Annotated in this window: 20 protein-coding genes; 9 read left to right on the forward strand and 11 right to left on the reverse strand. The window is 74.3% G+C overall.

The window, feature by feature from the left end; translation table 11 throughout:
* Window positions 1-48: 48 nt before the first annotated feature.
* From P3H78_RS17920 to P3H78_RS17935, 4 genes are all read right to left on the reverse strand, one after another.
* The gene (locus P3H78_RS17920; RefSeq protein WP_276110012.1) at window positions 49-924 is read right to left on the reverse strand and encodes a 1,4-dihydroxy-6-naphtoate synthase; all 876 of its coding nucleotides are present in this window, start codon (window positions 922-924) and stop codon (window positions 49-51) included.
* Window positions 914-1660: a futalosine hydrolase gene (locus P3H78_RS17925; RefSeq protein WP_276110013.1), complete on the reverse strand. Its 747-nt coding sequence runs from the start codon at window positions 1658-1660 to the stop codon at window positions 914-916. Before P3H78_RS17925 ends, P3H78_RS17920 begins: the two co-directional genes overlap by 11 nt.
* Window positions 1630-2103: a DUF2771 domain-containing protein gene (locus P3H78_RS17930; RefSeq protein ID WP_276110014.1), complete on the reverse strand. Its 474-nt coding sequence runs from the start codon at window positions 2101-2103 to the stop codon at window positions 1630-1632. The genes P3H78_RS17925 and P3H78_RS17930 overlap by 31 nt, the downstream gene beginning before the upstream one ends.
* Window positions 2104-2208: 105 nt before the next feature.
* Complete coding sequence (locus P3H78_RS17935) at window positions 2209-3642, reverse strand: MFS transporter (RefSeq protein WP_276110015.1); 1434 nt, start codon at window positions 3640-3642, stop codon at window positions 2209-2211.
* 445 nt (window positions 3643-4087) lie between these two features.
* On the opposite strand from P3H78_RS17935, the gene P3H78_RS17940 reads away from it, so the two are divergent.
* From P3H78_RS17940 to P3H78_RS17955, 4 genes are all read left to right on the forward strand, one after another.
* Window positions 4088-5017: a DUF3027 domain-containing protein gene (locus P3H78_RS17940; RefSeq protein ID WP_276110016.1), complete on the forward strand. Its 930-nt coding sequence runs from the start codon at window positions 4088-4090 to the stop codon at window positions 5015-5017.
* 1043 nt (window positions 5018-6060) lie between these two features.
* The gene (locus tag P3H78_RS17945) at window positions 6061-9174 is read left to right on the forward strand and encodes a sacsin N-terminal ATP-binding-like domain-containing protein (RefSeq protein WP_276110017.1); all 3114 of its coding nucleotides are present in this window, start codon (window positions 6061-6063) and stop codon (window positions 9172-9174) included.
* 165 nt (window positions 9175-9339) lie between these two features.
* Window positions 9340-10239: a calcium-binding protein gene (locus P3H78_RS17950; RefSeq protein WP_276110018.1), complete on the forward strand. Its 900-nt coding sequence runs from the start codon at window positions 9340-9342 to the stop codon at window positions 10237-10239.
* 256 nt (window positions 10240-10495) lie between these two features.
* Complete coding sequence (locus tag P3H78_RS17955; RefSeq protein WP_276110019.1) at window positions 10496-11338, forward strand: hypothetical protein; 843 nt, start codon at window positions 10496-10498, stop codon at window positions 11336-11338.
* Window positions 11339-11371: 33 nt separating this feature from the next.
* Here the strand turns inward: P3H78_RS17955 and P3H78_RS17960 are convergent, their stop codons facing one another.
* Entirely contained in the window at window positions 11372-13765 is a 2394-nt protein-coding gene (locus P3H78_RS17960) for an HAD-IC family P-type ATPase (RefSeq protein ID WP_276110020.1), read from the reverse strand.
* Between the two features lie 102 nt (window positions 13766-13867).
* Window positions 13868-14152 carry a DUF2530 domain-containing protein gene (locus P3H78_RS17965; RefSeq protein WP_276110021.1) on the reverse strand — a complete coding sequence of 95 codons (285 nt, stop codon included), beginning with the start codon at window positions 14150-14152 and terminating at the stop codon, window positions 13868-13870.
* A 279-nt stretch (window positions 14153-14431) separates the two neighbouring features.
* On the opposite strand from P3H78_RS17965, the gene P3H78_RS17970 reads away from it, so the two are divergent.
* Window positions 14432-15883 (forward strand): NCS2 family permease, encoded by a 1452-nt coding sequence (locus P3H78_RS17970; RefSeq protein WP_276110022.1) that lies wholly within the window; start codon window positions 14432-14434, stop codon window positions 15881-15883.
* A gap of 10 nt (window positions 15884-15893) precedes the next feature.
* Here P3H78_RS17970 and P3H78_RS17975 read toward each other — a convergent pair whose 3' ends face one another.
* On the reverse strand, window positions 15894-16076 hold the full coding sequence (locus tag P3H78_RS17975) for a ribbon-helix-helix protein, CopG family (protein ID WP_276110023.1): 183 nt from the start codon (window positions 16074-16076) through the stop codon (window positions 15894-15896).
* A 164-nt stretch (window positions 16077-16240) separates the two neighbouring features.
* On the opposite strand from P3H78_RS17975, the gene P3H78_RS17980 reads away from it, so the two are divergent.
* Both P3H78_RS17980 and P3H78_RS17985 read left to right on the forward strand, forming a co-directional pair.
* Complete coding sequence (locus P3H78_RS17980; RefSeq protein WP_276110024.1) at window positions 16241-16678, forward strand: MarR family winged helix-turn-helix transcriptional regulator; 438 nt, start codon at window positions 16241-16243, stop codon at window positions 16676-16678.
* Between the two features lie 26 nt (window positions 16679-16704).
* Complete coding sequence (locus P3H78_RS17985) at window positions 16705-18060, forward strand: MFS transporter (RefSeq protein ID WP_313884413.1); 1356 nt, start codon at window positions 16705-16707, stop codon at window positions 18058-18060.
* 972 nt (window positions 18061-19032) lie between these two features.
* Here the strand turns inward: P3H78_RS17985 and P3H78_RS17990 are convergent.
* Window positions 19033-19545 carry a GNAT family N-acetyltransferase gene (locus P3H78_RS17990; RefSeq protein ID WP_276110025.1) on the reverse strand — a complete coding sequence of 171 codons (513 nt, stop codon included), beginning with the start codon at window positions 19543-19545 and terminating at the stop codon, window positions 19033-19035.
* Window positions 19546-19587: 42 nt separating this feature from the next.
* Here P3H78_RS17990 and thpR point away from each other — a divergent pair, with 42 nt between their 5' ends.
* The gene (gene thpR, locus P3H78_RS17995) at window positions 19588-20160 is read left to right on the forward strand and encodes an RNA 2',3'-cyclic phosphodiesterase (protein WP_276110026.1); all 573 of its coding nucleotides are present in this window, start codon (window positions 19588-19590) and stop codon (window positions 20158-20160) included.
* A gap of 330 nt (window positions 20161-20490) precedes the next feature.
* On the opposite strand, the gene P3H78_RS18000 is transcribed toward thpR, so the two are convergent.
* Both P3H78_RS18000 and P3H78_RS18005 read right to left on the reverse strand, forming a co-directional pair.
* Window positions 20491-21483, reverse strand: a complete 993-nt coding sequence (locus P3H78_RS18000; RefSeq protein ID WP_276110149.1) for an aldo/keto reductase — start codon at window positions 21481-21483, stop codon at window positions 20491-20493.
* A gap of 216 nt (window positions 21484-21699) precedes the next feature.
* Window positions 21700-22374, reverse strand: coding sequence for a GDSL-type esterase/lipase family protein (locus P3H78_RS18005; RefSeq protein ID WP_276110027.1), 675 nt, complete (start codon window positions 22372-22374; stop codon window positions 21700-21702).
* 98 nt (window positions 22375-22472) lie between these two features.
* On the opposite strand from P3H78_RS18005, the gene P3H78_RS18010 reads away from it, so the two are divergent.
* The gene (locus P3H78_RS18010) at window positions 22473-23441 is read left to right on the forward strand and encodes a TolB-like translocation protein (protein ID WP_276110028.1); all 969 of its coding nucleotides are present in this window, start codon (window positions 22473-22475) and stop codon (window positions 23439-23441) included.
* 376 nt (window positions 23442-23817) lie between these two features.
* Here the strand turns inward: P3H78_RS18010 and serC are convergent, their stop codons facing one another.
* Window positions 23818-24936, reverse strand: coding sequence for a phosphoserine transaminase (gene serC / locus P3H78_RS18015; RefSeq protein ID WP_276110029.1), 1119 nt, complete (start codon window positions 24934-24936; stop codon window positions 23818-23820).
* Window positions 24937-24960: the final 24 nt, after the last annotated feature.

A 24960-nucleotide genomic window follows, 5' to 3' on the forward strand; every position in this document is an offset into this window, starting at 1 on the left:
TCCGGGCCGGTCGTTCGCGTCGGGCGCTGCCGTCGCGGTGCGCGGGTCCTACGGGAAGTCGAGGGCGTCGGGGGCGAGGGGCGGGAGCAGGCCCTCGGCCGCCGCGCGGGTCAGCAGACCGCGGACGGCCGCGTAGCCGTCCTCGCCGAGGTCGGCGGTGAACTCGTTGACGTACAGCCCGATGTGCTGGTCGGCGACGGCCGGGTCCATCTCCTGCGCGTGCTCCATCACGTACGGCCGGGACGCCTCCGGGTCGTCCCAGGCGGCGCGCACGGAGGCGCGGACGGCGTCCGCGAGCGCCTTCAGCGCGGGCGCCCCCAGCGACCGCTTGGCGATGATCGCGCCGAGCGGGATCGGCAGCCCCGTGGTCTGCTCCCAGTGCTCGCCCATGTCGGCGAGCTTGTGCAGGCCGTAGTTCTGGTAGGTGAAGCGCGCCTCGTGGATCACCAGGCCCGCGTCGACCTTGCCGTCCCGGACGGCCGGCATGATCTCGTGGAACGGCATCACCACGATCTCCCCGACCCCGCCCGGCACGGTGTCCGCGGCCCACAGGCGGAACAGCAGGTACGCCGTCGACCGCTCGCTCGGCACCGCGACCGTGCGGCCCGCGAGTCCCGCACCGCCGGCGGCGTCCCCGGAGCCCGGCTCACGGGTGAGGACCAGCGGGCCGCAGCCCCGGCCCAGCGCGCCGCCGCAGGGCAGCAGCGCGTACTCGCCGAGGACGTACGGCAGCACCGCGTACGACACCTTCAGCACGTCGAACTCGCCGCGCTCGGCCATGCCGTTGGTGACGTCGATGTCCGCGAAGGTGACGTCCGGCGCGGGGGCGCCCGGCACCCGGCCGTGGGCGAGGGCGTCGAAGACGAAGGTGTCGTTGGGGCAGGGGGAGTAGGCGATCTGCAGGCGCCGGCTGTCAGGGCTCATGTGGGTTCCAACTCTCCAGGACGGGCGCGAGCTTCCCGAACCCCGCGGCCAGTGCCGCCAGGGCGTCGCCGATCCGCCAGGCGGCGCGGTCGCGGGGGCCGACCGGGTTGGAGACCGCGCGGATCTCCAGCACGGGCACGCCGTGGGCGGCGGCCGCCTCCGCCACGCCGAACCCCTCCATGGCCTCGGCCAGGGCACGCGGGTGGCGGGTGCGCAGCGCGTCGGCGCGGGCGGCGGTCCCGGTCACGGTCGACACGGTCAGCACCACTCCGGTGCGGGCTCCCGTCGCCGCCGCGGTCGCCCGTACGAGTGCGGCGGGCGGACGGTGGGTGACGGTGCCGAAGCCCAGCTCGGTGACGGGCAGGAAGCCGTCGGCGGTCTCGGCGCCGAGGTCGGCGGCGGTGATCTCGTCGGCGACGACGAGGGAGGCGACGGGTGCGTGCGGCGCGAAGCCGCCGCCGACACCGGCGGACACGACGAGGTCGTAGGGGGCGCCGGCCAGGGCGGCCGCGGTCAGGGCCGACGCCGTGCGGGCGGCCGCCGGGGCCGGTCCGACACCGGCGGCGAGCAGGTCGAACCCGGCGGCCCGGTGCACGGTCGCGCCGGGCAGTGCCACCTCGCGGACCGGGTCCGGGAACGCCCGGGCCACCGCGTCCCGTTCGGCGGGGACGGCGGTGGCCACGAGCACGCGTGCGGGGGACGTGGTCAGGAGTCCTTCGTCAGCTTGAAGGACCACAGACCGGTCACGTTCTTGTCGCCCTCCTTGATCGACACCAGCGTCGAGTTGCCGCTGGCGCCGTACTGGGCGTTGAAGAACACGCTGCCCGGGATGGTCCGGTAGGTCTTGGTGCTGGAGTCGGTCAGCGGCTGACCGTTCATCAGGATCGTCCAGCCCTTGTCCGCGATCTTCGGGTCGACGCCGAAGCGGACCGTGTCGTCGGGGTCGACCTTGATCGACTTGATGCCGGTGCCCTTCAGGCACTTCGCCAGGTCGGCGGCCTTGAGCGCGTTGCCGTCGTTGTAGCAGGTGGCCTCCGAGCTCACCGTGGACCGGCCGACGGTGATCGTGGACAGCGGCGTCGGCTTCTGGCAGGCCGAGAGGGCGAGCAGTCCGGCGGTAACGGCGCCGGCAGCGGCGACGGCGCGGCGGCGTCGCACGGCGGATTGCAGCGAGGTCATGGCCGAAGGCTATCGGGCACGTCGAGCCCTCCGGCCACGCGGGGGTACGGCGTGCCGTCCCGCCCCGTCCCGCGGAGCCGCGGGGGTACCCCCCGCGGCCGGGGCTCAGGCCACGCGGGGCCGGGACGCGCCCCCGTGCCGGGCCGAGGCCAGCAACCCGCGGACGGTGGTCAGCCATCCGGCTGCCACGATGGCGGCCGCCACCGACAGGCCCAGCGTGCCGTTCAGCGGCAGCACGATGCCGACGGCACCGCCGAGCACCCACGCCATCTGCAGCATCGTCTCGGACCGGGCGAACGCCGAGGTGCGCACCAGCTCGGGCACGTCCCGCTGGATCAGCGCGTCCAGGGACAGCTTGGCCAGCGCCTGCGCGAAGCCCGCGATCGCGGCCAGGCAGGCCACCAGGAACGCGCCGAAGAAGACCGTCGCGGTGACCGCCACCCCCAGCACGATCGCCACCACGGTCACGATGATCAGCTCCGGGGCCCGCGACCGCAGCCAGGCCCCGACCGCCGTGCCGAGCGCGTTGCCCGCTCCCGCCGCGACGCCCACGACCCCCAGGGACACCGCCGCGCTCTGCCCGGCCATCGGGTGCTCGCGCAGCAGGAAGGCGAGGAAGAAGATCAGGAAGCCGGACAGGCAGCGCAGGCAGGCGTTCGCGCCGAGGGCGTGCGTCACGGCCGGGCCGACCGTGCGCAGGCCGGGCCGCTTCGCCGACCTGCGGTGCGGGCCGTGCAGATGCCGTTCGTCCGCCGCCAGCAGGGCCCGGTCCTCGCCGCGTGCCGAGTCGACCTTCGGCGGCAGCGAGAAGGACAGGAAGGTCCCCGCCACGAAGATCACGAAGGCGCCGTAGAGCGGCCAGGGCGAGCCGACGGCCTGGAGCCCGGCGCCGATCGGGGCGGCCACGCCGGTGGCGAGCAGCCCGCCGAGCGTCACCCGGGAGTTCGCCTTCACCAGCGAGAACCGGGGCGGCAGCAGCCGGGGCACCACGGCGCTGCGCACCACCCCGTACGCCTTGGAGGCGACCAGCACCCCGAGCGCCGCCGGATACAGCTCCAGGCCGCCGGTCGCCGCCGCCCCCGAGATGATCAGCGCGAGCAGCGCGCGGGCGAACATCGCGCCGGCCATCGCGGCGCGCCGCCCGTGCGGCAGGCGGTCCAGGAGCGGGCCGATCACCGGCGCCAGCACGGTGAAGGGGGCCATCGTGATGGCCAGGTAGAGCGCGACCCGGCCGCGGGCCTCGTCGGTGGGCACCGAGAAGAAGACGGTGGAGGCCAGGGCGACGGTGATCATGACATCGCCGGCGCCGTTCACCGCGTGCAGTTCGATCAGCTTGCCGAGTCCGGACTCGCCGGCGCCGTGCGCGTGGGTGGCCCGGCGGATCTGGCGGACGGTCCCCGAGACCGGGAGCCGCAGGGCGCGGCCCACCGCGCGGACGGGCCCGCCGAACCGGCCCGAACCACTGCCCCGGCTGCTCCCCTTGACCCCCTTGGCCCCACCGATCCCGGCGGCGCCCGGGGGCGTCCTCGCGGCTGCCACCCCGTCATAGTGCCCCGAGACCGGCACGGGTAGTGCGAAGACGGCACGGACGGAACGGGGGATCCGGCCGAAGGCACCCTTGCGGCCCCCGCCCGGGGCGGCCGCCCCGCCCGGGCGGTCGCGTCTCGCGGGAGGCCCTTCCGGACCGTCCCGGCGCCCCTCCGTCCGGCCCCGGTAGGCCATGACCGGGAAGGAAACTCCCGCCGCGCGGCGGCGAAGCACCCCGTCGGTGTAGGCCGAGCGCACGCGAGAAGGTAGCGTGCACAGCGCGTCGCGCGAACGTTCTCGGCCGCGCGCCTTACGCGCATACCGCAGAATGGATGACGTAGGTGCGCCCGAGTGCGATCGGGCGTGGACGTCGACGCGGTCCCCGGGTCCGCTCCGTCCGCACCCCCGCCCTCAGGCCGGCGCACCCGAGAGACGGCGTAGGAGAGAAGCGATACCTGTGAGCGCAGCGACCACGCGAAGCCGCACCCCCGACCGCCTGTGCGCCGAGGCCGTCGACCTCGCCCGCGCCGCAGCCGAGGAGGCGGCGGCTCCCGGCGTCGTCGGCGAGCACGAGGGCGTCGTGTCCGAGGGTGACCGCGTCGTCACGCACTACTTCGCCTGCACGGAACCGGGCTACCGCGGCTGGCGCTGGGCCGCGACCGTCGCCCGCGCCTCCCGCGCCAAGGTCGTCACCCTCGACGAGGTCGTCCTGCTGCCCGGCTCCGACGCCGTGCTGGCACCCGAGTGGGTGCCGTGGAGCGAGCGGCTGCGCCCCGGCGACCTGGGCCCCGGCGACCTGCTGCCCACCGACGCCGACGACCTGCGGCTGGAGCCCGGGTTCTCCGGCGAGGACGAGCCGGCCCCCAACTCTGCCGTCTCCAAGGACATGGCCGAGCTGGTGGAGGCGGAGGACGCCGAGGTCACCGCCGTCCCGCCGCGCAGCCTCCCGGCGGCGCCCTCGCGCGGTTCGATCGCGGCGGTCGCCGAGGAGATCGGCATGCGGCGCGCCCGCGTACTCTCCCGGTACGGGCTGCACACCGCCGCCGACCGCTGGGAGGAGTCCTTCGGCGCGAAGACGCCGATGGCCCAGGCGGCCCCCGCCACGTGCGTGAGCTGCGCGTTCCTGGTCCACATGGGGGGCTCCCTCGGCCAGGCCTTCGGTGTGTGCGCCAACGAGTTCGCCCCGGCCGACGGCCGCGTGGTGTCACTGGCGTACGGCTGCGGCGGGCACTCCGAGGCCGCGGTCATGCCGAAGCCGCCGCAGCCCGCCGCACCGGTGCTCGACGAGACCCGGGTGGAGCCCTTCCCGCTGCGCCCGTCCCGGGACTCCGGCTCCGTGCCGGAGTCGGCGGCGGACGACGCGACGGCGGACCTGGGCCACTCGTAGCCGGCCGGCCGCCCTCCCGGGCGGCCCCACCGTCCCCCGGGGCCGTCCCCCGGGGCCGTCCCCCGGGGCCGTCCCACGCTGCGGACCCGCCGACCGCCGTCCGCGCACCCCGCCCGCCCCGCGCCCGCCCACCTGCCTCTCCGGGTCGGCTCCGGTGCGCTCTGCGCGACGCCCGCCCTCGCCGGGACGCCTCGTCGTGTCCGGCCGCGTTCCGCGCGCGGCGCGGGCGCGTACCCGCCCACGGATGGCGGCCCGCCCTGCGCGGCGCTCGGCCGCCCTCGGGGGCGCCGCCGTGTCCGGCCGCCCCCTGCCCGAACCGCGGCGCGCTCGCCCGCCCACCTGCCTCTCCGGGAGCTTCCGGCCCTCCCTGCGCGATGCTCGCCCTCGCCGGGACGCCTCGTCGTGTCCGGCCGCGTTCCGCCCGCGGCGTGGGCGCGTACCCGCCCACGGGTGGCGGCCCGCCCTGCGCGGCGCTCGGCCGCCCTCGGGGGCGCCGCCGTGTCCGGCCGCCCCCTGCCCGAACCGCGGCGCGCTCGCCCGCCCACCCCTCCGTGCGGCTCCGCACGCCTCTGCGGGACACCCGGCCGCCCGCGCCGGGCGCGGGGACGCGCCGGCCGTGTCCTGCCCGCGCTCGCTCTCCCGCCCCTCCGGGGCAGCCGCCCGCCTCCTCCGGGGCAGCCGCCGCCCCCACCGGTCGCCCCCGCCCGCCGTGGGGCATCCGACCGTCCGCGCCGGGCGCGGCGCCGCCTCCGGACGGGGCGCGGGGCCGTGTCCGGGCCGGGCGCGGCGCCGCCTCCGGACGGGGCGCGGCGCCGCCTCCGGTCGTGCCCCGAGGGACGCTCCTGCGTACCCGGGGCGGCGTCAGCCCGTGGTGTCGGTAGTCGTCCCCCCGGGTGAGGGCGGGCGCGGGGGACCGTCCGTCTTCGGCGGGCGGGGGCCCGGATCCGGAGCGTGCGGCGGGGTCCGCGTGCCCCGTCCTGGGCGCGGGGGCCGGTCCGCGGCGCGGTACCTTCGTCGTCGTCACGCCGATGAGGAGAGTGAACGTGAGCATGTGGGTGCAGCCGTCCGCCGGAGGTGATCCGTTCGGGACCGCGCGTCTGCGGCGCGGCGTGCTGGACGCGTGGGCCACCAGCCCCGCGCGGTTCAGGGAGGACGCCAACGCCGAGGAGGATCTCGTCCACGGCGGCTACCGGGACCGCCTCGTCGTCGAGTTGGCGCAGAACGCCGCCGACGCAGCCGCCCGCGCCGGGACGCCCGGCCGGCTGCGCCTCACCCTCCGCGACGGCCACCTGGTCGCCGCGAACACCGGCGCCGCGCTGGACGCGACCGGCGTGGAGTCGCTGTCCACGCTGCGGGCCTCCGCGAAGCGGGACACCGCCTCGGTGGGCCGCTTCGGCGTCGGTTTCGCCGCCGTCCTCGCCGTCACCGACGAGCCCGCGGTCGTCGGCCGGCACGGCGGCGTCCGCTGGTCCCTGGCGGAGGCCCGCGGCCTCGCCGGGGAGACCGCGCGGCACAGTCCCGGCCTCGGCGACGAGATCCGCCGCCGGGACGGCCACGTACCTCTGCTGCGCCTGCCGTTCGCCGCCGAGGGCACCGCCCCCGATCCGTACGACACGGCCGTCATCCTGCCGCTGCGCGACCCGGCCGCCGCCGACCTCGCCGAGCGGCTGCTCCAGGGCGTGGACGACGCGCTGCTCCTCGCCCTGCCGGGGCTGGAGGAGGTGGTCGTGGAGATCGGCGACGCCGCTCCCCGCACCCTGCGCCGAGGCGCCGAGGGCACGCTGGCCGTCGTGGAGGACAGCCGCGACGGCACCACCCGCTGGCGCACGAGCACCGCGCACGGCCCGCTCACCCCCGACCTGCTCGCCGACCGCCCGGTCGAGGAGCGGCTGCGCCCGCACTGGTCGGTGACCTGGGCCGTGCCCGTGGACACCGACGGCGGCCCGGCCCGCCCGCGCACCGGCCCCGTGGTCCACGCGCCGACGCCCAGCGACGAGCCACTCGGCGTCCCCGCCCTGCTCATCGCCTCCCTCCCGCTGGACAGCACCCGCCGGCACGCCGCCCCCGGGCCGCTCACCGACTTCCTGGTCGAGCGCGCGGCGGACGCCTACGCCGAACTGCTCGCCGACTGGCGGCCGGTGAACGCCGGCACGATCGGCCTGGTGCCCGGCCCGCTCGGCAAGGGCGAGCTGGACGGCGCGCTGCGGCAGGCGATCCTGGCCCGGCTGCCCCGGACCGCGTTCCTGCCGCCCGCCGTCGCGCCGTCCGAGCACGACGCGGACCTGCCGGAGGCGCTGCGGCCGCGGGACGCGGAGGTGGTGGAGGGCGCGGGCGCCGACACCGTGCGCGTCCTGGCCGAGGTGCTGCCCACTCTCGTGCCCGCCGGGCTGGAGCGGCGCGTGGAGCTGCGCACGCTGGGTGTGGCCCGGGTGCCGCTGACCGACGCGGTCGACCGGCTCGCCGGGCTGGAGAAGGACCCGGGCTGGTGGCGGCGGCTGTACGACAGCCTGGCCGGGGTGGACCCGGACCGGCTGTCCGGGCTGCCCGTGCCGCTGGCCGACGGGCGTACGACGATCGGGCCCCGCCAGGTGCTGCTGCCGCTGCCCGAGGGCTCCCCGGCCGACCCGGAGGTGCTGGCGCGGCTCGGCCTGAAGGTCGCCCACCCGGACGCCGCGCACCCGCTCCTGGAGAAGCTGGGCGCCCTGCCCGCCACCCCGCGCGCGGTGCTCACCACCCCGCAGGTCCGCGCCGCGGTGCAGGCCTCACTCGACGACGACACCGGCGCGTGGGACGAGGACACCCCGGACGCCGAGGAGCTGGCCGACACGGTCCTCGCCCTGGTCCGGGAGGCGGCTCTGGAGCCCGGGGACGAGCCCTGGCTGGGCGCGCTCGCCCTGCCCGACGAGGACGGCGAGCCGACCCCCGCGGGCGAACTCGTCCTCCCCGGCGGCCCGTTCGCACAGGTGGCGCGCGAGGGCGAACTCCCCTCCGTGGACGCCGAGCTGGCCGCGCGGTGGGGCGAACAGCCGCTCGCGGCCTGCGGGGTGCTGGTGGACTTCGCGCTGGTGCGGGCGGCGGACGTGGTCCTCGATCCGGACGAACTGGAGCCGCGCGAGGGCGACTTCCCGGAGCCGGACGACCCCGGGCTGCTGGACGCCGTCGACGTGTGGTGCGAGGACATCCTCGACCGCTTCCCGGACACCCCGGTGCCGCCGGTCGCCACGGAGATCGTCGCCGTGCGCGACCTGGACCTCGTGGACGACGGCCAGTGGCCCGCGGCCCTCGCCCGGCTGGCCCGTCCGCCGCTGCGGGACGCGCTCGTCCAGCCGGTGCGGATCCTGCTGCCGGACGGAACCCACGAGGTCGTACGGCCCTACACCGCGTGGTGGCTGCGCGGGCACCCGGTGCTCGGCGGGCGCCGTCCTGCGGGGCTGCGCGCCGCGGGCTCCGACCCGCTGCTGCGCGGACTGTACGACGAGGCCGACGCCTCCGGCTTCGACGACGAGCAGGTGCTGCGGGCGCTCGGCGTGCGGACCACGGTCGCCGCCCTGCTGGACGAGCCCGGCGGCGCCGCCGAGCTGCTGGACCGGCTCGCCGACCCGGCCCGCCCGGTGGGCGCGGCCCAACTGCACGCGCTGTACGGCGCTCTGGCCGAGCTGGACCCGGAGCAGGTGACCCTGCCCGACGAGCTGCGGGCCGTGGTCGACGGACGGGTGGAGGTGGTGGACGCGGCGGACGCGGTGGTGTGCGACTCGCCGGACCTGCTGCCCTTCACCGGGGGTGTGCCGCTGCTGCCGGTGCGGCCGGCGCGGGCGGCGGACCTGGCGGAGCTGTTCCAGGTGCGGCGGCTGAGCGAGTCGGTCACCGGCCGGGTGGACTCCGACGGCACCGGGCACGACGTCCCCGGGCCGGTGCGGGCGCTGCTCGGGCCGCGGACCCCCGAGGCGTACGTGGAACACGATGAACTGGTCGTCGACGGAATCGAGTTGGACTGGCGCCTGACACCGGACGGGGTGCTGCACGCGGCGACCCTGGAGGGCGTGGCGGCGGGGCTGGCGTGGGCGGCCGGGCAGTGGCCGCGCCGGTTCGAGGTCGCCGCGCTGCTGGAGGACCCGTCCCGCACCGAGGAGCTGGAGCGGGACCGCTGGTTCGACTGAGGTGAACTCCGGGTGAAGTCCCGTGCGAAACAACTTCACCAGTTCGTACAACCTTTCACTATCGGCCCGGGTCTGGTCGGTGGAGTCAGCGGACTCCACCGATTCGATCCGGGCACCGTGCGGGCTCCCGAGCCGCACTTCGCCCCCTCCACGTGGGGACTACACATGCGCATTCGTGCCTCTGTCGCCGTTGTGACCGGCGCTCTGGCCCTCACCGCCCTCGCCGTGCCGGCCGCCCTGGCGGACGGTCACGCGAACCTCGCCGCGCACATCCCGGCCGCCGCCAAGGGTGCGCAGGCCGCCCGCTCCGTCGCGGCCGCCGGGCAGGCGCCCTCCGTCGCCGCCTCCCCGGCGGACGAGACCGTGGGCGACACCCGCATCACCGGCGTCACCGTCAACGCCGGCAAGGACATCGTGGTGGGCACCACGCTGAAGAAGACGTTCACCGTCTCCGTCACCGCCACCGACCCGGCCGGGATCTACGACGCCTTCGCCGTCCTGTGGCACGGCGCGAACGTGGACCAGCCGGACGGCGCCATCGTCCCGGCCACCATCGACCAGGACCAGGTCGGCAGCTGCACCAACTCCGGCGCCACCACGGCGACCTGCAAGGTCACCCTGGTCGCCGACCCCAACGACAACATCTACGCCAACCTCCTGGCGGGCACCTGGAAGGTGTGGGCGGGCGCCGCGGCCAACGACGGCGACTACGTCATCAAGGACGCCTACAAGACCACCCACGTCCAGCGCGCCTCCAAGCTCACCGTCAACGCCGCGCCGGAGCCGGTGAAGAAGGGGAGGACCGTCACGGTCACCGGCAAGCTGTCCCGGGCCAACTGGGACGACCTGCAGTACCACGGCTACACGGGCCAGCCGGTCAAGCTGCAGTTCCGCAAGAAGGACTCCAGCACGTACACCACCCTGAAGACCGTCACCACGGACTCCACGGGCAACCTGCGGACCACCACCACGGCGGGCGTGGACGGCTACTACCGCTTCAGCTTCGCGGGCACCACGACCACCCCGGCGGTCAGCGCCACGGGTGACTACGTCGACGTGCAGTAGCACCGCCCGGCGCCGCCGCCCGTGGACGCGCGGTCGGCGGCGCCCTGCCGAGGCCATCATGTAATGCACACGTCAAGCGCAGGTATGGAATGTAAAATTCCGCCGCGCGACCACAACCCTTTTCGGCCACCGCGGATCTGTCCGCGTGAGTCAACAGACTCCACGATCATCCGGGGCCCGCCCGGACGACGGCCGAGCGCACCCGAAGCCCGGCCGCCCGGCGCAGGGCCCCCTTTCTCCACTGTGGGGATCGCACATGCGCATTCGAGCCACCGTGGCCGCCGCCCTCGGCGCCCTGGCCCTCACCGCCCTCGCCGTGCCGGCCGCGCAGGCCGTCGGCACCACCCCCGCGACCGGCGGCACGCCGTACACGCTCAACGTGAGCTTCTCCAACTACAAGATCGCTCCGGCGGTCAAGGTCGGCACCACCAACGAGGTCTCCACCACGGTCACGTACACGCTGACCCACGGCGCGGACGTCGACATCACGGCCAAGGACTTCTACACCGACCCGTTCCTCTACCGGGGCTCCTTCGCCGACCCGTCCAAGGAGCTCTACGGCGACAACCCGGCGACCTGCACCGCCACCTCGTCGACCACCGCCGCCTGCACGGCGACCATCGACATCTACCCCGCCGACGGCGACCTGCAGAACGTCGACGCCGGCAAGTGGACCGCCGCCGCCGAGGCCATCGCCTTCAACGGGCAGTCCCAGAGCAACCCCGACTACAGCAAGGTCGGTTACAAGGACCAGGACCTCATGGGCAGCACGCTGGTCCAGCGGTACTCCAAGCTCACCGCCGACGCCGCGCCGGAGCCGGTGAAGAAGGGGAGCACCATCACCGTCACCGGCAAGCTGTCCCGGGCCAACTGGGAGGACCACGCCTACCACGGCTACACCGGCCAGTCGGTGAAGCTCCAGTTTCGCAAGGCCGGCACGAGCACCTACACCACCCTGAAGACCGTCACGACGGACTCCACGGGCAACCTGCGGACCACCACCACGGCGGGCGTGGACGGCTACTACCGCTTCAGTTTCGCGGGCACCTCGACCACCCCGGCGGTCAGCGCCGCGGGCGACTACGTCGACGTGCAGTAACCCCCACCGCCCGGCCGGGCCCGACCGGCCGGGCTAGGCCGGGAAGCGGCGGTCGACCCACTGCCACAGGAACTCCAGGACGACCGCCGCGACCGCGGCCACGAGGACCGCGGTCCACGGCATCACCGCCCCCACCAGGTGGAGCGCGAAGAAGCGCTGGAGCGCCGGCACCAGCAGCACGCACACGAACGCGGCGCCCATCGCCGCCACCAGCGCGACGCGCCACCAGGTGTAGGGCCGGGCGACGATCGCCAGCACCCACATCGAGACCAGGAACAGCGTCAGCGTCGCGGCGCTGGTCTCCGCCTCCAGCGAGCCCGGCCCGGTGTAGTGGTGGCGGGCGGCGAGATAGGTCACGAAGGTCGCCACGGCGGCCACCACCCCGCCCGGCACGGCGTAGCGCATGACCCGGCGCACGAAGTGCGGCCGGGCCCGCTCGGTGTTCGGCGCCAGGGCGAGGAAGAAGGCCGGCACGCCGATCGTCAGCGTGGACAGCAGCGTCAGGTGCCGGGGCAGGAACGGGTACTCCACCTGCCAGCAGACCACCAGCACCGCCAGCAGTACCGAGTAGACCGTCTTGACCAGGAACAGGGTGGCGACCCGGGTGATGTTGCCGATGACCCGGCGCCCCTCGGCGACCACCGAGGGCAGCCCCGCGAAGCTGTTGTCCAGCAGCACGATCTGCGCGACCGCCCGGGTCGCCTCCGAGCCCGACCCCATCGACACGCCGATGTCGGCGTCCTTCAGCGCCAGCACGTCGTTCACGCCGTCTCCGGTCATCGCGACGGTGTGCCCGCGGAACTGGAGGGCGCCCACCATGTCCCGCTTCTGCTGCGGGGTGACCCGGCCGAAGACGGTGCCCTCCTCCAGCGCCCGTGCCATGCCCTCGCGCTCCGCGGGCAGCCGGCGCGCGTCGACGGTGGCGCCGCTCAGGCCCACCTTGGCGGCGACGGCACCCACGGACACCGCGTTGTCGCCGGAGATGACCTTGGCCCGGACGTTCTGCTCGGCGAAGTAGTCCAGGGTCCCGGCCGCGTCGGGCCGCAGCCGCTGCTCCAGGACGACCAGGGCGGCCGGCGCGACGCCGTCGGCGACGCCGGGGTCGTCGAGCTCGCGGCGGGCGCGGGCCAGCAGCAGCACGCGCAGGCCCTGCTCGTTCAGCCGGACGGTCTCGGCCAGCGCGGGGGCGTCCGCGGTCAGCAGCACGTCGGGTGCGCCGAGCAGCCAGGTGCTCGCCTGGCCGTCGCCCTCGCTGAAGGTCGCCCCGCTGTACTTGCGGGCGGAGGAGAAGGGCAGCGCCTCCACACAGCGCCACTCCTCGGTGTCGGGGCAGGCGGCGATGACCGCCTGGAGTGAGGCGTTGGGGCGCGGGTCGGACTCGCCGAGCGCGCCGAGCACCGTCCGGACGTACGCCTCCTCGTAGCCGTCCAGGGGCCGCAGCTCGGTGACGTCCATGCCGCCCTCGGTGAGGGTGCCGGTCTTGTCCAGGCAGACCGTGTCCACGCGGGCGAGGCCCTCGATGGCGGGCAGCTCCTGCACCAGGCACTGACGACGTCCCAGCCGGATGACACCGATGGCGAAGGCGACCGAGGTGAGGAGCACCAGGCCCTCGGGGACCATCGGGATGATGCCGCCGACCGTCCGGGCGACCGAGTCCTTGAAGCCGGTCCGCTTCACCACGAGCTGGCTGACGATCAGGCCCAGCGCGGTCGGCACCATCATCCAGGTGACGTACTTCAGGATCGTGGAGATGCCGGAGCGCAGCTCGGAGTGGACGAGCGTGAAGCGGGAGGCCTCCTCGGCGAGCTCAGCGGCGTAGGCCTCCCGGCCGACCTTGGTGGCCTGGTAGGCGCCGCCCCCGGCCACCACGAAGCTGCCGGACATCACCGGGTCGCCGTACCGCTTGACGACGGGTTCGGCCTCCCCGGTGAGCAGGGACTCGTCGATCTCCAGGCCGTCGGCCTCGGCGCAGACCCCGTCCACGACGACCTTGTCGCCGGGGCCGATCTCCAGCAGGTCGTCCAGGACGATCTCGCCGGTGCCGATCCGCACCGTGGTGCCGTCCCGCCGGACCGCGGGCCGCGCCTCCCCGATCACGGCGAGCGAGTCCAGGGTCTGCTTGGCCCGCCACTCCTGGACGATGCCGATGCCGGTGTTGGCGAGGATCACGAAGCCGAACAGGCTGTCCTGGATCGGCGCGACGAACAGCATGATCAGCCACAGCACGCCGATGATCGCGTTGAACCGGGTGAAGACGTTCGCGCGGACGATCTCGCCCAGGGAGCGGCTGCTGCGCACCGGGACGTCGTTGACCTGCCCCCGCGCGAGGCGCTGGGCGACCTCGGCGGCGGTGAGCCCGCCGCCGCGCACCGGGACGGGCACGGGGTGCACCGGGTCGAGTTCGGCGCCCGCGTCGGTGTGGGTCATGCCTTCGACGGTACGTGCGGATGCGCGGCTCCACCCGCCGAGCCGGCGGGGCCGCGTCCGGGGCGCGGAGGTCCGCGGCGCGGCCCGGGCGGGCCGCGCGGGTCAGTCGGCCGAGGTGTGCTGCTGCTCCTGCGGCGCGGGGGCGTCCGCGGCCCGCTTGATCGCCGCGTCCCGCCGGCGGACGTACCAGATGCCGATGAGGCCGAGGCCGCCGCCCGCGAGGCAGGTCCACAGCCACCAGGTGCGGCCGTGGCCGGCGTACCAGCCGTAGAAGGGGAGCTGGACGAGGAAGAGGACGAACCACACGATCGTGCCGCCGGTGATGGTCGCGACCACGGGGCCCTCCAGGGGCTCCGGCGCCTCGTGCTTGGGGGTCCACTTCGCCATGGCCCTCAGCTTACGGCCCCCGAACGGCGGCCCCGCCGGACCGTCCGCTTCCGCGGTGGTCACCGGACGATCACCTGACGTCCCAAGGGTCTACGCGCGGAGATAGCCTTTTGAGCTTCATATGTTCATACTGAAACGGTCCGAGTCTGGCCACTTCTGTTCGTATGAAACACCAACGGAAACCTGGGGGAGACCCGTCGGTGACCGGAGAGTGGCGAGACTCGATCATGTTCCCGGCCCCGGTACGTCCGTACCCCCCGCACCCCTGAGGTCACCCGCATGTCCACCTCGGCCACCGCCAAGGCCCCCGCGCCCGAGCAGCCGGGCACGCCGCCCGCGTACGGCGCCCTCGACCGCTACTTCAAGATCTCCGAGCGGGGCAGCACGCTGTCCCGCGAGGTCCGCGGCGGCTTCGCCACCTTCTTCGCGATGGCCTACATCATCGTGCTGAACCCGATCATCCTCGGCAGCGCGACGGACGTGTACGGGCACCACCTCGACAACGGCCAGCTCGTCACCGCGACCGCGGTGACCGCCGCCTTCACCACGCTCCTCATGGGCGTCGTCGGCAACGTGCCCATCGCCCTGGCCGCCGGCCTCGGTGTGAACACCGTCGTCGCCCTCCAGCTCGCCCCGCGGATGTCCTGGCCGGACGCCATGGGCATGGTGGTGCTGGCCGGCTTCGTGGTCATGCTGCTGGTCGCCACCGGCCTGCGGGAGCGGGTCATGAACGCCGTGCCGCTCGGCCTGCGCAAGGGCATCTCCATCGGTATCGGCCTGTTCATCATGCTGATCGGACTCGTGGACTCCGGCTTCGTCTCCCGGATCCCGGACGCCGCCCACACCACCGTGCCGCTCCAGCTCGGGGCCGACGGCCACCTCGACGGCTGGCCGGTCCTCGTCTTCATCCTGGGCGCGCTGCTGACCCTCGCGCTGATCATCCGCAAGGTGCCGGGCGCCATCCTCATCTCGATCGTCGCGATGACCGTGCTCGCGGTGGTCGTCAACGCCGTCGCCAAGGTGCCGTCCTGGGGCCTGACCACCCCGAAGTGGCCGGGCAACCCGGTCGCCACCCCCGACTTCGGCCTGATCGGCAAGGTCAGCCTCTTCGGCGGGTTCTCCAAGGTCGGCGTGCTGACCGGCGTCCTCTTCGTCTTCACCGTGCTGCTGTCCTGCTTCTTCGACGCCATGGGCACGATCATGGGCGTCAGCGACGAGGCCAGGCTCACGGACGCCCAGGGCCAGATGCCCGGCATCAGCAAGGTGCTCTTCGTGGACGGCATCGCGGTCGCCGCGGGCGGCGCCAGCTCCTCCTCGGCCACCACCTGCTTCGTGGAGTCCACGGCCGGCGTCGGCGAGGGCGCCCGCACCGGCTTCGCCAACGTGATCACCGGCGCCCTCTTCGCGGTGGCCCTCTTCCTCACCCCGGTCGCCACGATGGTGCCGTCCCAGGCGGCCACCCCGGCCCTGCTCGCGGTGGGCTTCCTGATCCTGGCCGGCTCGGTCCGGGAGATCGACTGGTCGGACTACACGATCGCGGTCCCGGCCTTCATCACGATGGTGATGATGCCGTTCACCTACTCGATCACCAACGGCATCGGCATGGGCTTCATCACCTTCGTGGTGCTGCGCCTCGCGGTGGGCCGCGCCCGCGAGATCCCGGCGGCGATGTACGTGGTGGCGGCGGTCTTCGCCTTCTACTACCTGATGCCGGCCCTGGGCCTGACCTGACCCGGCGGGGTCAGGTGACCCCGTAGAACCTCTCCGTCTCCTCGACGGCGGCCTGGAACCGCTCGTCGAAGTCATCCCGCATGAGCGTCCGGACGACATAGTCCTGGACGCTCATGCCTCTTTTGGCGGCGTGGTCCCGGAGCCGTTCGAGCAGCTCACGGTCTATGCGCAGGCTGAGCACGCTGGTCCCCATGCAGACGAGGGTCGCCGCCCGCTTCGGCGCGACGTGTCACGTTCCGCATGGGGATCACCCGTACGAGTGATATCCGGCCGAAATGGTGCCGCAGTGGCCAGGGTCACGGCATGGAGGCGTGTCACCGTTGGTCTTTAGGGAGAGTAATGAGTTACGCTAAAGACATGCCGGACCTTACCCATGGCGACGACGCTGCCGCCGTGAACGCCCTGCGCTCCTCCGTGATGCGGCTGTCCCGTCGGCTCAAGCACCAGCGGGTCGACGAGTCGCTGAGCCCCACCGAGATGTCGGTGCTGGGCACGCTGTCCAACTGCGGCAGTGCCACGCCGGGCGAGCTCGCCCGCAAGGAGCACGTGCAGCCGCCGTCCATGACACGGATCGTGGCGCTGCTCGAAGCCAAGGGGCTGGTCCGGCTGGAGCCGCATCCCGAGGACCGGCGCCAGAAGGTCGTCACCAGGACCGAGCAGGCCGAGACCATGCTCGAGGAGAGCCGCCGCAAGCGGAACGCCTTCCTGGCCGGCCTGGTCGAGGGCCTGGACGAGGACGAGTGGGCGAAACTGCGCGCCGCCGCCCCCGTGCTGGAGAAGCTCGCGCACCTGTAAGCACGTCACGCAAGGAGGCGACCCTTTTGAGTTCGGGATCCGGAGCAGCTTCCGCCCCCGCACCGTCCACCCACGACCCCTCGGCCCGTCCCGCCCGCAGCACCTCGATGTTCAGCTCGCTGAAGATCCGGAACTACCGGCTCTTCTTCGTCGGGCAGGTCGTCTCCAACACCGGCACCTGGATGCAGCGCATCGCCCAGGACTGGCTGGTGCTCAGCCTCACCGGCTCCTCCGCGGCCGTCGGCATCACCACGGCCCTGCAGTTCCTGCCCATGCTGCTCTTCGGCCTCTACGGCGGGGTCCTCGTCGACCGGCTGCCCAAGCGGCCCGCACTGCTGGTCACGCAGACCGCGATGGCCCTCACCGGCCTCGCCCTCGCCGCGCTCACCCTGACCGGCCAGGTCCAGGTCTGGCACGTGTACGTCGCCGCCTTCGCCGTCGGACTCGCCACGGTCGTCGACAACCCGGCCCGCCAGTCCTTCGTGTCCGAGATGGTCGGCCCCGGCCAGCTCCAGAACGCGGTCAGCCTGAACTCGGCGAACTTCCAGTCCGCCCGCCTGGTCGGCCCCGCCGTCGCGGGCCTGCTGATCACCGGCGTCGGCACCGGCTGGGCGTTCCTCTTCAACGGCCTGTCCTTCGTCGCCCCCGTCGCCGGGCTGCTGCTGATGCGCTCCCGCGAGCTGCACGCCGTGCAGCGCGCCCCGCGCGGCAAGGGCCAGCTCCGCGAGGGCCTGCGCTACGTCGCCGGGCGGCCGGACCTGATCTGGCCGATCGTCCTGGTCGGCTTCATCGGCACCTTCGGCTTCAACTTCCCGGTGTGGCTGACGGCCTTCGCCGACGACGTCTACCACGCCGGCGCCGGCGGCTACAGCCTCTTCAACACGCTGATGGCGGTGGGCTCCCTGGTGGGCGCGCTGCTCGCCGCGCGGCGCGGCACGGCCCGGCTGCGGGTGCTGGTCGCGGGCGCGGCCGCCTTCGGCACGCTGGAGGTGGTGGCCGCGCTGGCCCCGTCGTACTGGCTGTTCGCGGTGCTGATGGTCCCCATCGGGATCTGCGGCCTGACGGTCAACGTCACGGCGAACACCGCGGTGCAGATGGCCACCGACCCCGCCATGCGCGGCCGGGTGATGGCCCTGTTCATGATGGTCTTCGTCGGCGGCACCCCGCTCGGCGCACCGGTCGTCGGCTGGATCACGGACGCCTACGGGCCCCGGATCGGCTTCGTGCTCGGCGGCGTCGTCTCGGCCGCCTCGGCGGTCACGATCGGCCTGCTGCTGGCCCGCGCGGGCGGCCTGCGCCTGGCGGTCGCCTGGCGCCGGGGCCACCCGCACGTCCGCTTCGTCCCTCGCGAACGCCGCGAGGACCTGGCCCCGGCGGCGTGACGCGCCGCCGGGGGCCGTCCCCCGGCGGTGTCCGTCCCCGGGCGGCCCGGTCCCCGGCCGGTGTCGGTACCTGGGCGGCCCGGTCCCCGGCCGGTGTCGGTGCCCGGCCGGTGTCGGTACCTGGGCGGCCCGGTCCCTGGCCGGTGTCGGTACCTGGGCGGCCCGGTCCCCGGCCGGTGTCGGTCCCCGGGCGGCTCGTCTCTGGTAGCCCGCCTCCGGGTGGTCCGTCCCTTCGGGTCCGGCGGGTGCCGTCCCCCGGCGACGTCCGTCCCCGGGGTGGTCTGCCCGGTCGCGTGCCGCCGTCCCTGCGCGGTCCGTCCCCGGGGTGGTCCGTCCCTTCGGGGCCCGGCGGGTACCGTTGCCCGGCGACGTCCGTCCCTGGGCGGTGCGTCCCCGGTGGTCCGTCCCCGGAGTGGTCAGCCCGGTCGTGTGCCGCCGTCCCCGGTGGCCCGTCTCCGGGGTGGTCAGCCCGGTCACGTGCCGCCGTCCCCGGTGGCCCGCCTACGGGTGGTCCGTTCCCGGGGTGGTCCGCCTCTTCGGGGGCCCGGCGGGTGCCGTTGCCCGGCGACGTCCGTCCCTGGGCGGTGCGTCCCCGGTGGTCCGTCCCCGGGGTGGTCAGCCCGGTCGCGTGCCGCCGTCCCTGGGCGGTCCGTCCCCGGTGGTCCGTCTCCGGGGTGGTCAGCCCGGTCGTGTGCCGCCGTCCCCGGTGGCCCGTCCCCGGTCGCCCGCCCCGGGGTGGTCCGTCCCTTGGGGGGCGTTCCCGGTCGGGTGCCGTGCCCGGGTGGGCCGTCCCGGGTGTTCCATGCCGGTGGTCCGTCCCGGCCGGGGGCCGCCGTGCCCGGCCGGGTGCCCTCCCGGTGGTGCCGTCATGTCCGGCAGGGGGTGCCGTCCTTGGCGGGGCGCCGCACCCGCTGGGGGCGCCGCACCCGCCCGGGGCGCCGGGCCCGGCCCGGTGTCCCGTCGGCCGCTCTGTCAGACCCTGCGCATCAGGACCTGGCACGGCCAGGCGTCCGGGCCGAGGGCGAGGGACTCGGTCGGGGTGAAGCCCTGGCCCTCGTAGTAGGTGATCAGCCTGCGGTCGTCGCCCGCGTAGCAGTCGACCCGCAGCAGGGAGACCCCCGCGCGGGCGGTCTCCGCGGCGGCGTGCGCCAGCAGCGCGCCGCCCGCCCCGTGCCCGGCGAAGCGGCGGTCGGAAGCCAGCAGGTGGATGTAGCGCTCGGGCTCTCCGGCCGGGGCGACGTAGGACCCCGGCCCGTCGGTGAGGGTGAGCGTGGCCGCCGGGACGCCGTCCAGCTCGGCGATCCAGGGGGTGCCCCCGGTGGCGTAGCGGGTGACCTGGTCGACCGCGCGAGGGTTCTCCGACCACGGCTCGGTGCCCCACTGCCGGGTGCGGCCCTGCGCCACCAGCCAGGCGACGCAGCTGTCCAGCATGCCGAGTATCAGAGGGATGTCGTCGGGGCCGCCTTGCCTGATCGTCGTCCGCATGGGGCCATGATGCCGCCCCGCCGGCGTGGCAGGGTGAGCTTCATGAGACTCTTCGCCGCCGTCCTCCCGCCGGACGACGTGGTCCGCCAACTCGCCGACCGTATCGCCGTGTTGCGGCAGCTCCCCGGAGCGGACCGGCTGCGCTGGACGGGCCCGCCCGGCTGGCACTTCACGCTCGCCTTCTACGGCGAGGTCGGGGAGGAGACCGTGCCGGAGCTGTCCGAGCGCCTGGCGCGGGCCGCCCGGCGCACCGCGCCGTTCCCGCTCGCGGTGCGCGGCGGCGGGCAGTTCGGGCACGGCCGGGCCTTGTGGGCGGGGGCGGAGGGCGACCCGGCGGCCCTGCGGCAGCTCGCGCAGCGCGCGGAGGCCGCGGCGCGCAGGGCGGGCGTGCCGATGGAGGAGCACCGCCACTACCGGGCCCACCTGACCCTCGCGCGCGGCCGGGAGGCGGTGGACGTCCGGCCGTACGTGGCGGCGCTGGACGACTTCGCGAGCCGTACGTGGACGGTCGACGAGGTCGCCCTGGTCCGCAGCCGCCTGCCGAGGTCCGGTGTGCCCGGCGAGCAGCCCCGGTACGAGACGGTCGGCCGCCGGCCACTCGGCGGGGCCGGTTAGTCTCGAAGGCGTGGACCCGAAAACCCGGAACCGGATCATGGCCGGTGCGCTCGTGCTGATGCTCGCCGTCGTCGCCCTGGCGGCCGCACTCGGCCGCTGACCCGTCGTGCCCGCCGCGTCCGCCGTGCCGCGGCCCGGCGCCGTCCCCGTCCCGTACGACGGCTCGCCCGCCCCGCGGCCACGCCCCGCACGGCACGACGACTTCCCGGCGCCGGTGATGGCTCCGCCCCCGCACGGCGGCCCCCGGCCACCCCCAGGCCGCTGTGGGCCCGGGGACGGCCCGGTGGGGGAGCGTCCGCCGCCGGCGTCCGCATCGACGCCGGCCGGGGGCTACCAGGCGAAGGCCTCCGGGGACGGGCCCGGGCCCGGGAAGATCTCGTCCAGGCCGGTCAGCAGCTCCTCGGACAGGTCCAGCTCCACGGCCCGCAGGGCGGAGCCGAGCTGCTCGGCGGTGCGCGGGCCGACGATCGGGCCGGTCACGCCGGGCCGGGTCAGCAGCCAGGCCAGGGCGACCTCGCCGGGCTCCAGACCGTGCTTGTCCAGCAGGTCCTCGTAGGCCTGCACCCGGTCCCGCACGGCGGCCTCGCCCAGCGCGTCCGCGGCCCGTCCGGAGGCGCGCCGTCCGCCTTCGACCTGCTTGCGCAGCACGCCGCCCAGCAGACCGCCGTGCAGCGGCGACCAGGGGATGACGCCGAGCCCGTAGTCCTGCGCGGCCGGGATGACCTCCATCTCGGCGCGCCGCTCGGCGAGGTTGTAGAGGCACTGCTCGCTGACGAGCCCGTAGGAGCCGCGCCGCGCGGCGGCCTCGTTGGCCTGGGCGATCTTGTAGCCGGGGAAGTTGGAGGACCCGGCATAGAGGATCTTGCCCTGCTGCACCAGGACGTCGATCGCCTGCCAGATCTCCTCGAAGGGAGTGCTCCGGTCGACGTGGTGGAACTGGTACAGGTCGATGTGGTCGGTCTGCAGCCGCTTGAGGCTGGCGTCGACCGCACGACGGATGTTGAGCGCGGAGAGCTTGTCGTGGTTGGGCCAGACGGTGCTGCCGTCGGGGGCCATGTTCGCGTAGACCTTGGTGGCGAGGACGACCTTGTCGCGCCGGTCGCCGCCCTTGGCGAACCAGTTGCCGATGATCGTCTCGGTGCGGCCCTTGTTCTCGCCCCAGCCGTAGACGTTGGCCGTGTCGAAGAGGTTGATCCCCGCGTCCAGGGCCGCGTCCATGATCGCGTGGCTGTCCGCCTCGCCGGTCTGCGGACCGAAGTTCATGGTCCCGAGGACCAGCCGGCCGACGGTGAGTCCTGTGCGTCCGAGCTGCGTGTACTTCATGGTCCCCAAGCCAACGTCCTGGAGTGCGCTCGATGCAAGGGAACCGGGCGGCGGGGGTCAATCCTGCGGGAACTCGTCCGTCCCGAGGGTGAGGCCGACGACCGTGTCGGTGAGGTTCAGGCCGGTGCCGATGAGGACGACGGTCCGTCGCCGTGCGGCCGTGCGGTACAACGATGCGGAGCGGGTCCGGGAGACGCCGGGATCAGGCCGAAGTGATCACGCCGGGTACGGTCCGCCCAGCCCCCACGCCTGGTCCATCGCGGTGGCGAAGGCGCCCGCGATGCGGTGTTCGCCGCGCGCGTTGGGATGGGTGCCGTCGTAGGTGTCCGTGTGGATGTCGTAGTCCTCGGGCGGGGAGGCGAGCAGGATCGGCGAGCGGGGCGTGTCGAGGTCGGCGACCGCCTTGGCGAGGAGGACGTTGAAGTGGGCCACCTGCTCGCCGAAGGGTGCGTCGGTCTCGGCCCGCACGTTCGGGATCACCGGCAGCAGCACCATCCGGACGCGCGGACCGGCCTCGCGCGCGGCGGCCACGAAGGCGTGCACGTTCTCCGCGGTCTGCTCGGGGTCGGTGTAGAAGCCGAGGTCGATCAGGCCCAGGGAGACCAGCAGCACGTCGGCCCGGGTCGCGCGGATCGCCGGTCCGATCAGCGGGGCCATGTGCAGCCAGCCCTCGCCCCAGCCGGCCAGGTGGCCGCGGGGGAAGGCAGGGTCGGCGTAGGCCAGCGAGTCCGGAGCGTCCGCCGCCTTGTCGTAGAGAGTCTCGCGCGGCCCGACGAGTGTGAAGGGGCCGCCGTGGGTGGCGGACAGGTGCTGCCACAGCCGGTACCGCCACGTGTGTTCGCCCGCGCTTCCGATCGTCATGGAGTCACCGACGGGCATGAACCTGAGCATCCGCTCATCATGGACGACGGCGGATGCCGGTGGGGTACGAGGGGGTGTGAAGCCCGCCACGCCGGGTGAACACCGGTGCGGGATGGCAGGCTTGGGGGATGCGCCGACCGCTCGCCCTCCTCGCCGGGGCCCTCCTCGTGGGCGTGCTCGCCACGCCCGCGCCCGCCGCCGACGGGGACGGCGGATTCACCATCAAGGACCCCCGCATCAAGGAGTCCAGCGGCCTCGCCGCCTCGCACCTGCACCCCGGGATCTACTGGACCCACAACGACAGCGACGACGGCCCGTACCTCTACGCCGTGGACAGCAGGACCGGCCGGACCGTCGCCACCGTCACGCTCAGCGGCATCGGCCGGCCCCGGGACGTCGAGGCGATCTCCATCGGCCCCGGAAACGAGATCTACGTCGGCGACATCGGCGACAACCTCGGCGGCACCTGGTCCCACGTCTGGATCTACCGGCTCCCCGAGCCCAAGGCGCTCCGCGATCAGACCGTGCGGGCGACGCAGTACACGGTGACCTACGCGAACGGGCCGCGCGACGCCGAGTCGCTGGTGGTGCACCCGAGGACGGGCCGCGTGTACATCATCGACAAGAAGGAGGACGGCGGTCACCTCTTCGAGGGGCCGCCCCGGCTCTCCGCCTCCGGCACCAACGTCTTCCGCCCGATCGCCCCGGTCGACCTGTGGGCCACCGACGCGGCCTTCTCGCCCGACGGCCGCCGGCTCGCCGTCCGCGGCTACTTCGGGGGCATCGCCTACGACTTCGACGGTGGCCGCATCCGGCGGACCGGGCAGCTGAACGTGCCCCTCCAGGCGCAGGGCGAGTCCGTCACGTACAGCGCCGACGGCACGAAACTGCTCTACGGCAGCGAGGGCGCCGACAGCCCGGTGGAGGTCCGGGACGCGCCGGGGGCGTCCGCGTCCGAGTCCCCTTCCCCCGACGGGAGTTCCGCCTCCGGCGGCGGGATCCTGGGCGGCGCCGGATCCCTGGGGACGGTCGCCGTCGCGGCCGCCGTGGTCGCGGCCGCGCTCCTCGGCCTGCGCAGGCTCGGGCGCCGGAGGTGAGACCGTGCGGGCGGTGAGCGGCCGGGGCCGGTGGAGCGTCACGGCCTGGGGACGTAGGACCGCACCACGTCGTCGCCGGCCTGCCAGGTGGGCGGGCCGGCGCGGTCCGGTGCCTGCCGGCATGCCTCGTCGTGCGGGTACGGCAGATGGCGGCCGGCTGTCCGGCAGCGCCTGTGCCGGCGGCGCCGGCGGGCGTCCCGTGGGCCGCCGGGCGGTGGGCACGTGTTGTCGGTGCGTGGGGATGCGGAAGGTTTCGGTTGCGGGCGTGGGCTGAAACTACGGCTGCATTCCGAGCTGGTGGGCCGCTGCCGGGGAGGCACGCGACGAGGGGCGCCCGGTGCTCACCGGGCGCCCCTCGTCGTCGTGCGGGGAACCGCTACAGCTTCTCGATCACGTGGTCGACGCACTTCGTGAGCGCCTCGACGTCCGCCGGGTCGATCGCCGGGAACATCGCGATGCGCAGCTGGTTGCGGCCGAGCTTGCGGTACGGCTCGGTGTCCACGATGCCGTTGGCGCGCAGCACCTTGGCGACGGCGGCCGCGTCGATCTCGTCGGCGAAGTCGATCGTGCCGATGACCTGCGACCGCTTGGCCGGGTCGGAGACGAACGGGGTCGCGTACTTCGACTCCTCCGCCCAGGAGTACAGGCGGGTCGAGGAGTCCTTGGTGCGGGCCGTGGAGAAGGCCAGCCCGCCCTGGCCGTTGAGCCACTTCAGCTGCTCGTCGAGCAGGAACAGGGTGGCCAGGGCCGGGGTGTTGTACGTCTGGTTCTTGCGGGAGTTGTCGATCGCCGTCGGCAGCGAGAAGAACTCCGGGACGTGGCGCCCCGAGGCGTGCACGCGCTCGGCGCGCTCGATCGCGGCCGGGGAGAACACGCCGATCCACAGGCCGCCGTCGGAGGCGAAGGACTTCTGCGGGGCGAAGTAGTAGACGTCGGTCTCGGCCACGTCGACGGGCAGGCCGCCCGCGCCGGAGGTGGCGTCCACCAGGACGAGGGCGCCCTCGTCGGCGCCGGCCACCTGCCGGATCGGCATGGCGACACCCGTGGAGGTCTCGTTGTGGGTGAAGGCGTAGACGTCGACGCCGGCCTCGGCCCGCGGCTCGGGGTGCGTGCCGGGGTCGGCGGAGACGACGGTCGGTTCGGCCAGCCAGGGGGCGAGCTTCGCGGCCTTGGCGAACTTGGAGCTGAACTCGCCGAAGGTCAGGTGCTGCGACTTGTTCTCGATCAGGCCGTGCGTCGCGATGTCCCAGAACGCGGTGGACCCGCCGTTGCCGAGGACCACCTCGTAGCCGTCCGGCAGGGAGAACAGGGCGCGGATGCCCTCGCGCACCGAGCCGACCAGGTTCTTGACCGGGGCCTGGCGGTGGGAGGTGCCCAGCAGGGACGTCCCGGTGGCGGCCAGCGCGTCCAGCGCCTCCACCCGCACCTTGGAGGGACCCGCGCCGAATCGACCGTCCGCGGGCTTGATGTCAGCAGGAATCTGGATCTCAGCCACGAGCCGGAGCGTATCGCCTCGGTG

Source organism: Streptomyces tropicalis (assembly GCF_029269835.1).
Classification (GTDB): Bacteria; Actinomycetota; Actinomycetes; order Streptomycetales; family Streptomycetaceae; genus Streptomyces; species Streptomyces tropicalis.

Excerpts from the sequence above, each read along its gene's own strand:
- P3H78_RS18000 (WP_276110149.1), bottom strand. The coding sequence starts at position 21,483 with ATGAAGTACACGCAGCTCGGACGCACAGGACTCACCGTCGGCCGGCTG.
- P3H78_RS17950 (WP_276110018.1), top strand. The coding sequence starts at position 9,340 with ATGCGCATTCGTGCCTCTGTCGCCGTTGTGACCGGCGCTCTGGCCCTC.
- P3H78_RS18010 (WP_276110028.1), top strand. The coding sequence starts at position 22,473 with ATGCGCCGACCGCTCGCCCTCCTCGCCGGGGCCCTCCTCGTGGGCGTG.
- P3H78_RS17980 (WP_276110024.1), top strand. The coding sequence starts at position 16,241 with ATGCCGGACCTTACCCATGGCGACGACGCTGCCGCCGTGAACGCCCTG.
- P3H78_RS17955 (WP_276110019.1), top strand. The coding sequence starts at position 10,496 with ATGCGCATTCGAGCCACCGTGGCCGCCGCCCTCGGCGCCCTGGCCCTC.
- P3H78_RS18005 (WP_276110027.1), bottom strand. The coding sequence starts at position 22,374 with ATGCTCAGGTTCATGCCCGTCGGTGACTCCATGACGATCGGAAGCGCG.
- P3H78_RS17930 (WP_276110014.1), bottom strand. The coding sequence starts at position 2,103 with ATGACCTCGCTGCAATCCGCCGTGCGACGCCGCCGCGCCGTCGCCGCT.
- P3H78_RS17990 (WP_276110025.1), bottom strand. The coding sequence starts at position 19,545 with ATGCGGACGACGATCAGGCAAGGCGGCCCCGACGACATCCCTCTGATA.
- P3H78_RS17975 (WP_276110023.1), bottom strand. The coding sequence starts at position 16,076 with ATGGGGACCAGCGTGCTCAGCCTGCGCATAGACCGTGAGCTGCTCGAA.
- P3H78_RS17960 (WP_276110020.1), bottom strand. The coding sequence starts at position 13,765 with ATGACCCACACCGACGCGGGCGCCGAACTCGACCCGGTGCACCCCGTG.
- P3H78_RS17965 (WP_276110021.1), bottom strand. The coding sequence starts at position 14,152 with ATGGCGAAGTGGACCCCCAAGCACGAGGCGCCGGAGCCCCTGGAGGGC.
- P3H78_RS17920 (WP_276110012.1), bottom strand. The coding sequence starts at position 924 with ATGAGCCCTGACAGCCGGCGCCTGCAGATCGCCTACTCCCCCTGCCCC.
- thpR (WP_276110026.1), top strand. The coding sequence starts at position 19,588 with ATGAGACTCTTCGCCGCCGTCCTCCCGCCGGACGACGTGGTCCGCCAA.
- P3H78_RS17970 (WP_276110022.1), top strand. The coding sequence starts at position 14,432 with ATGTCCACCTCGGCCACCGCCAAGGCCCCCGCGCCCGAGCAGCCGGGC.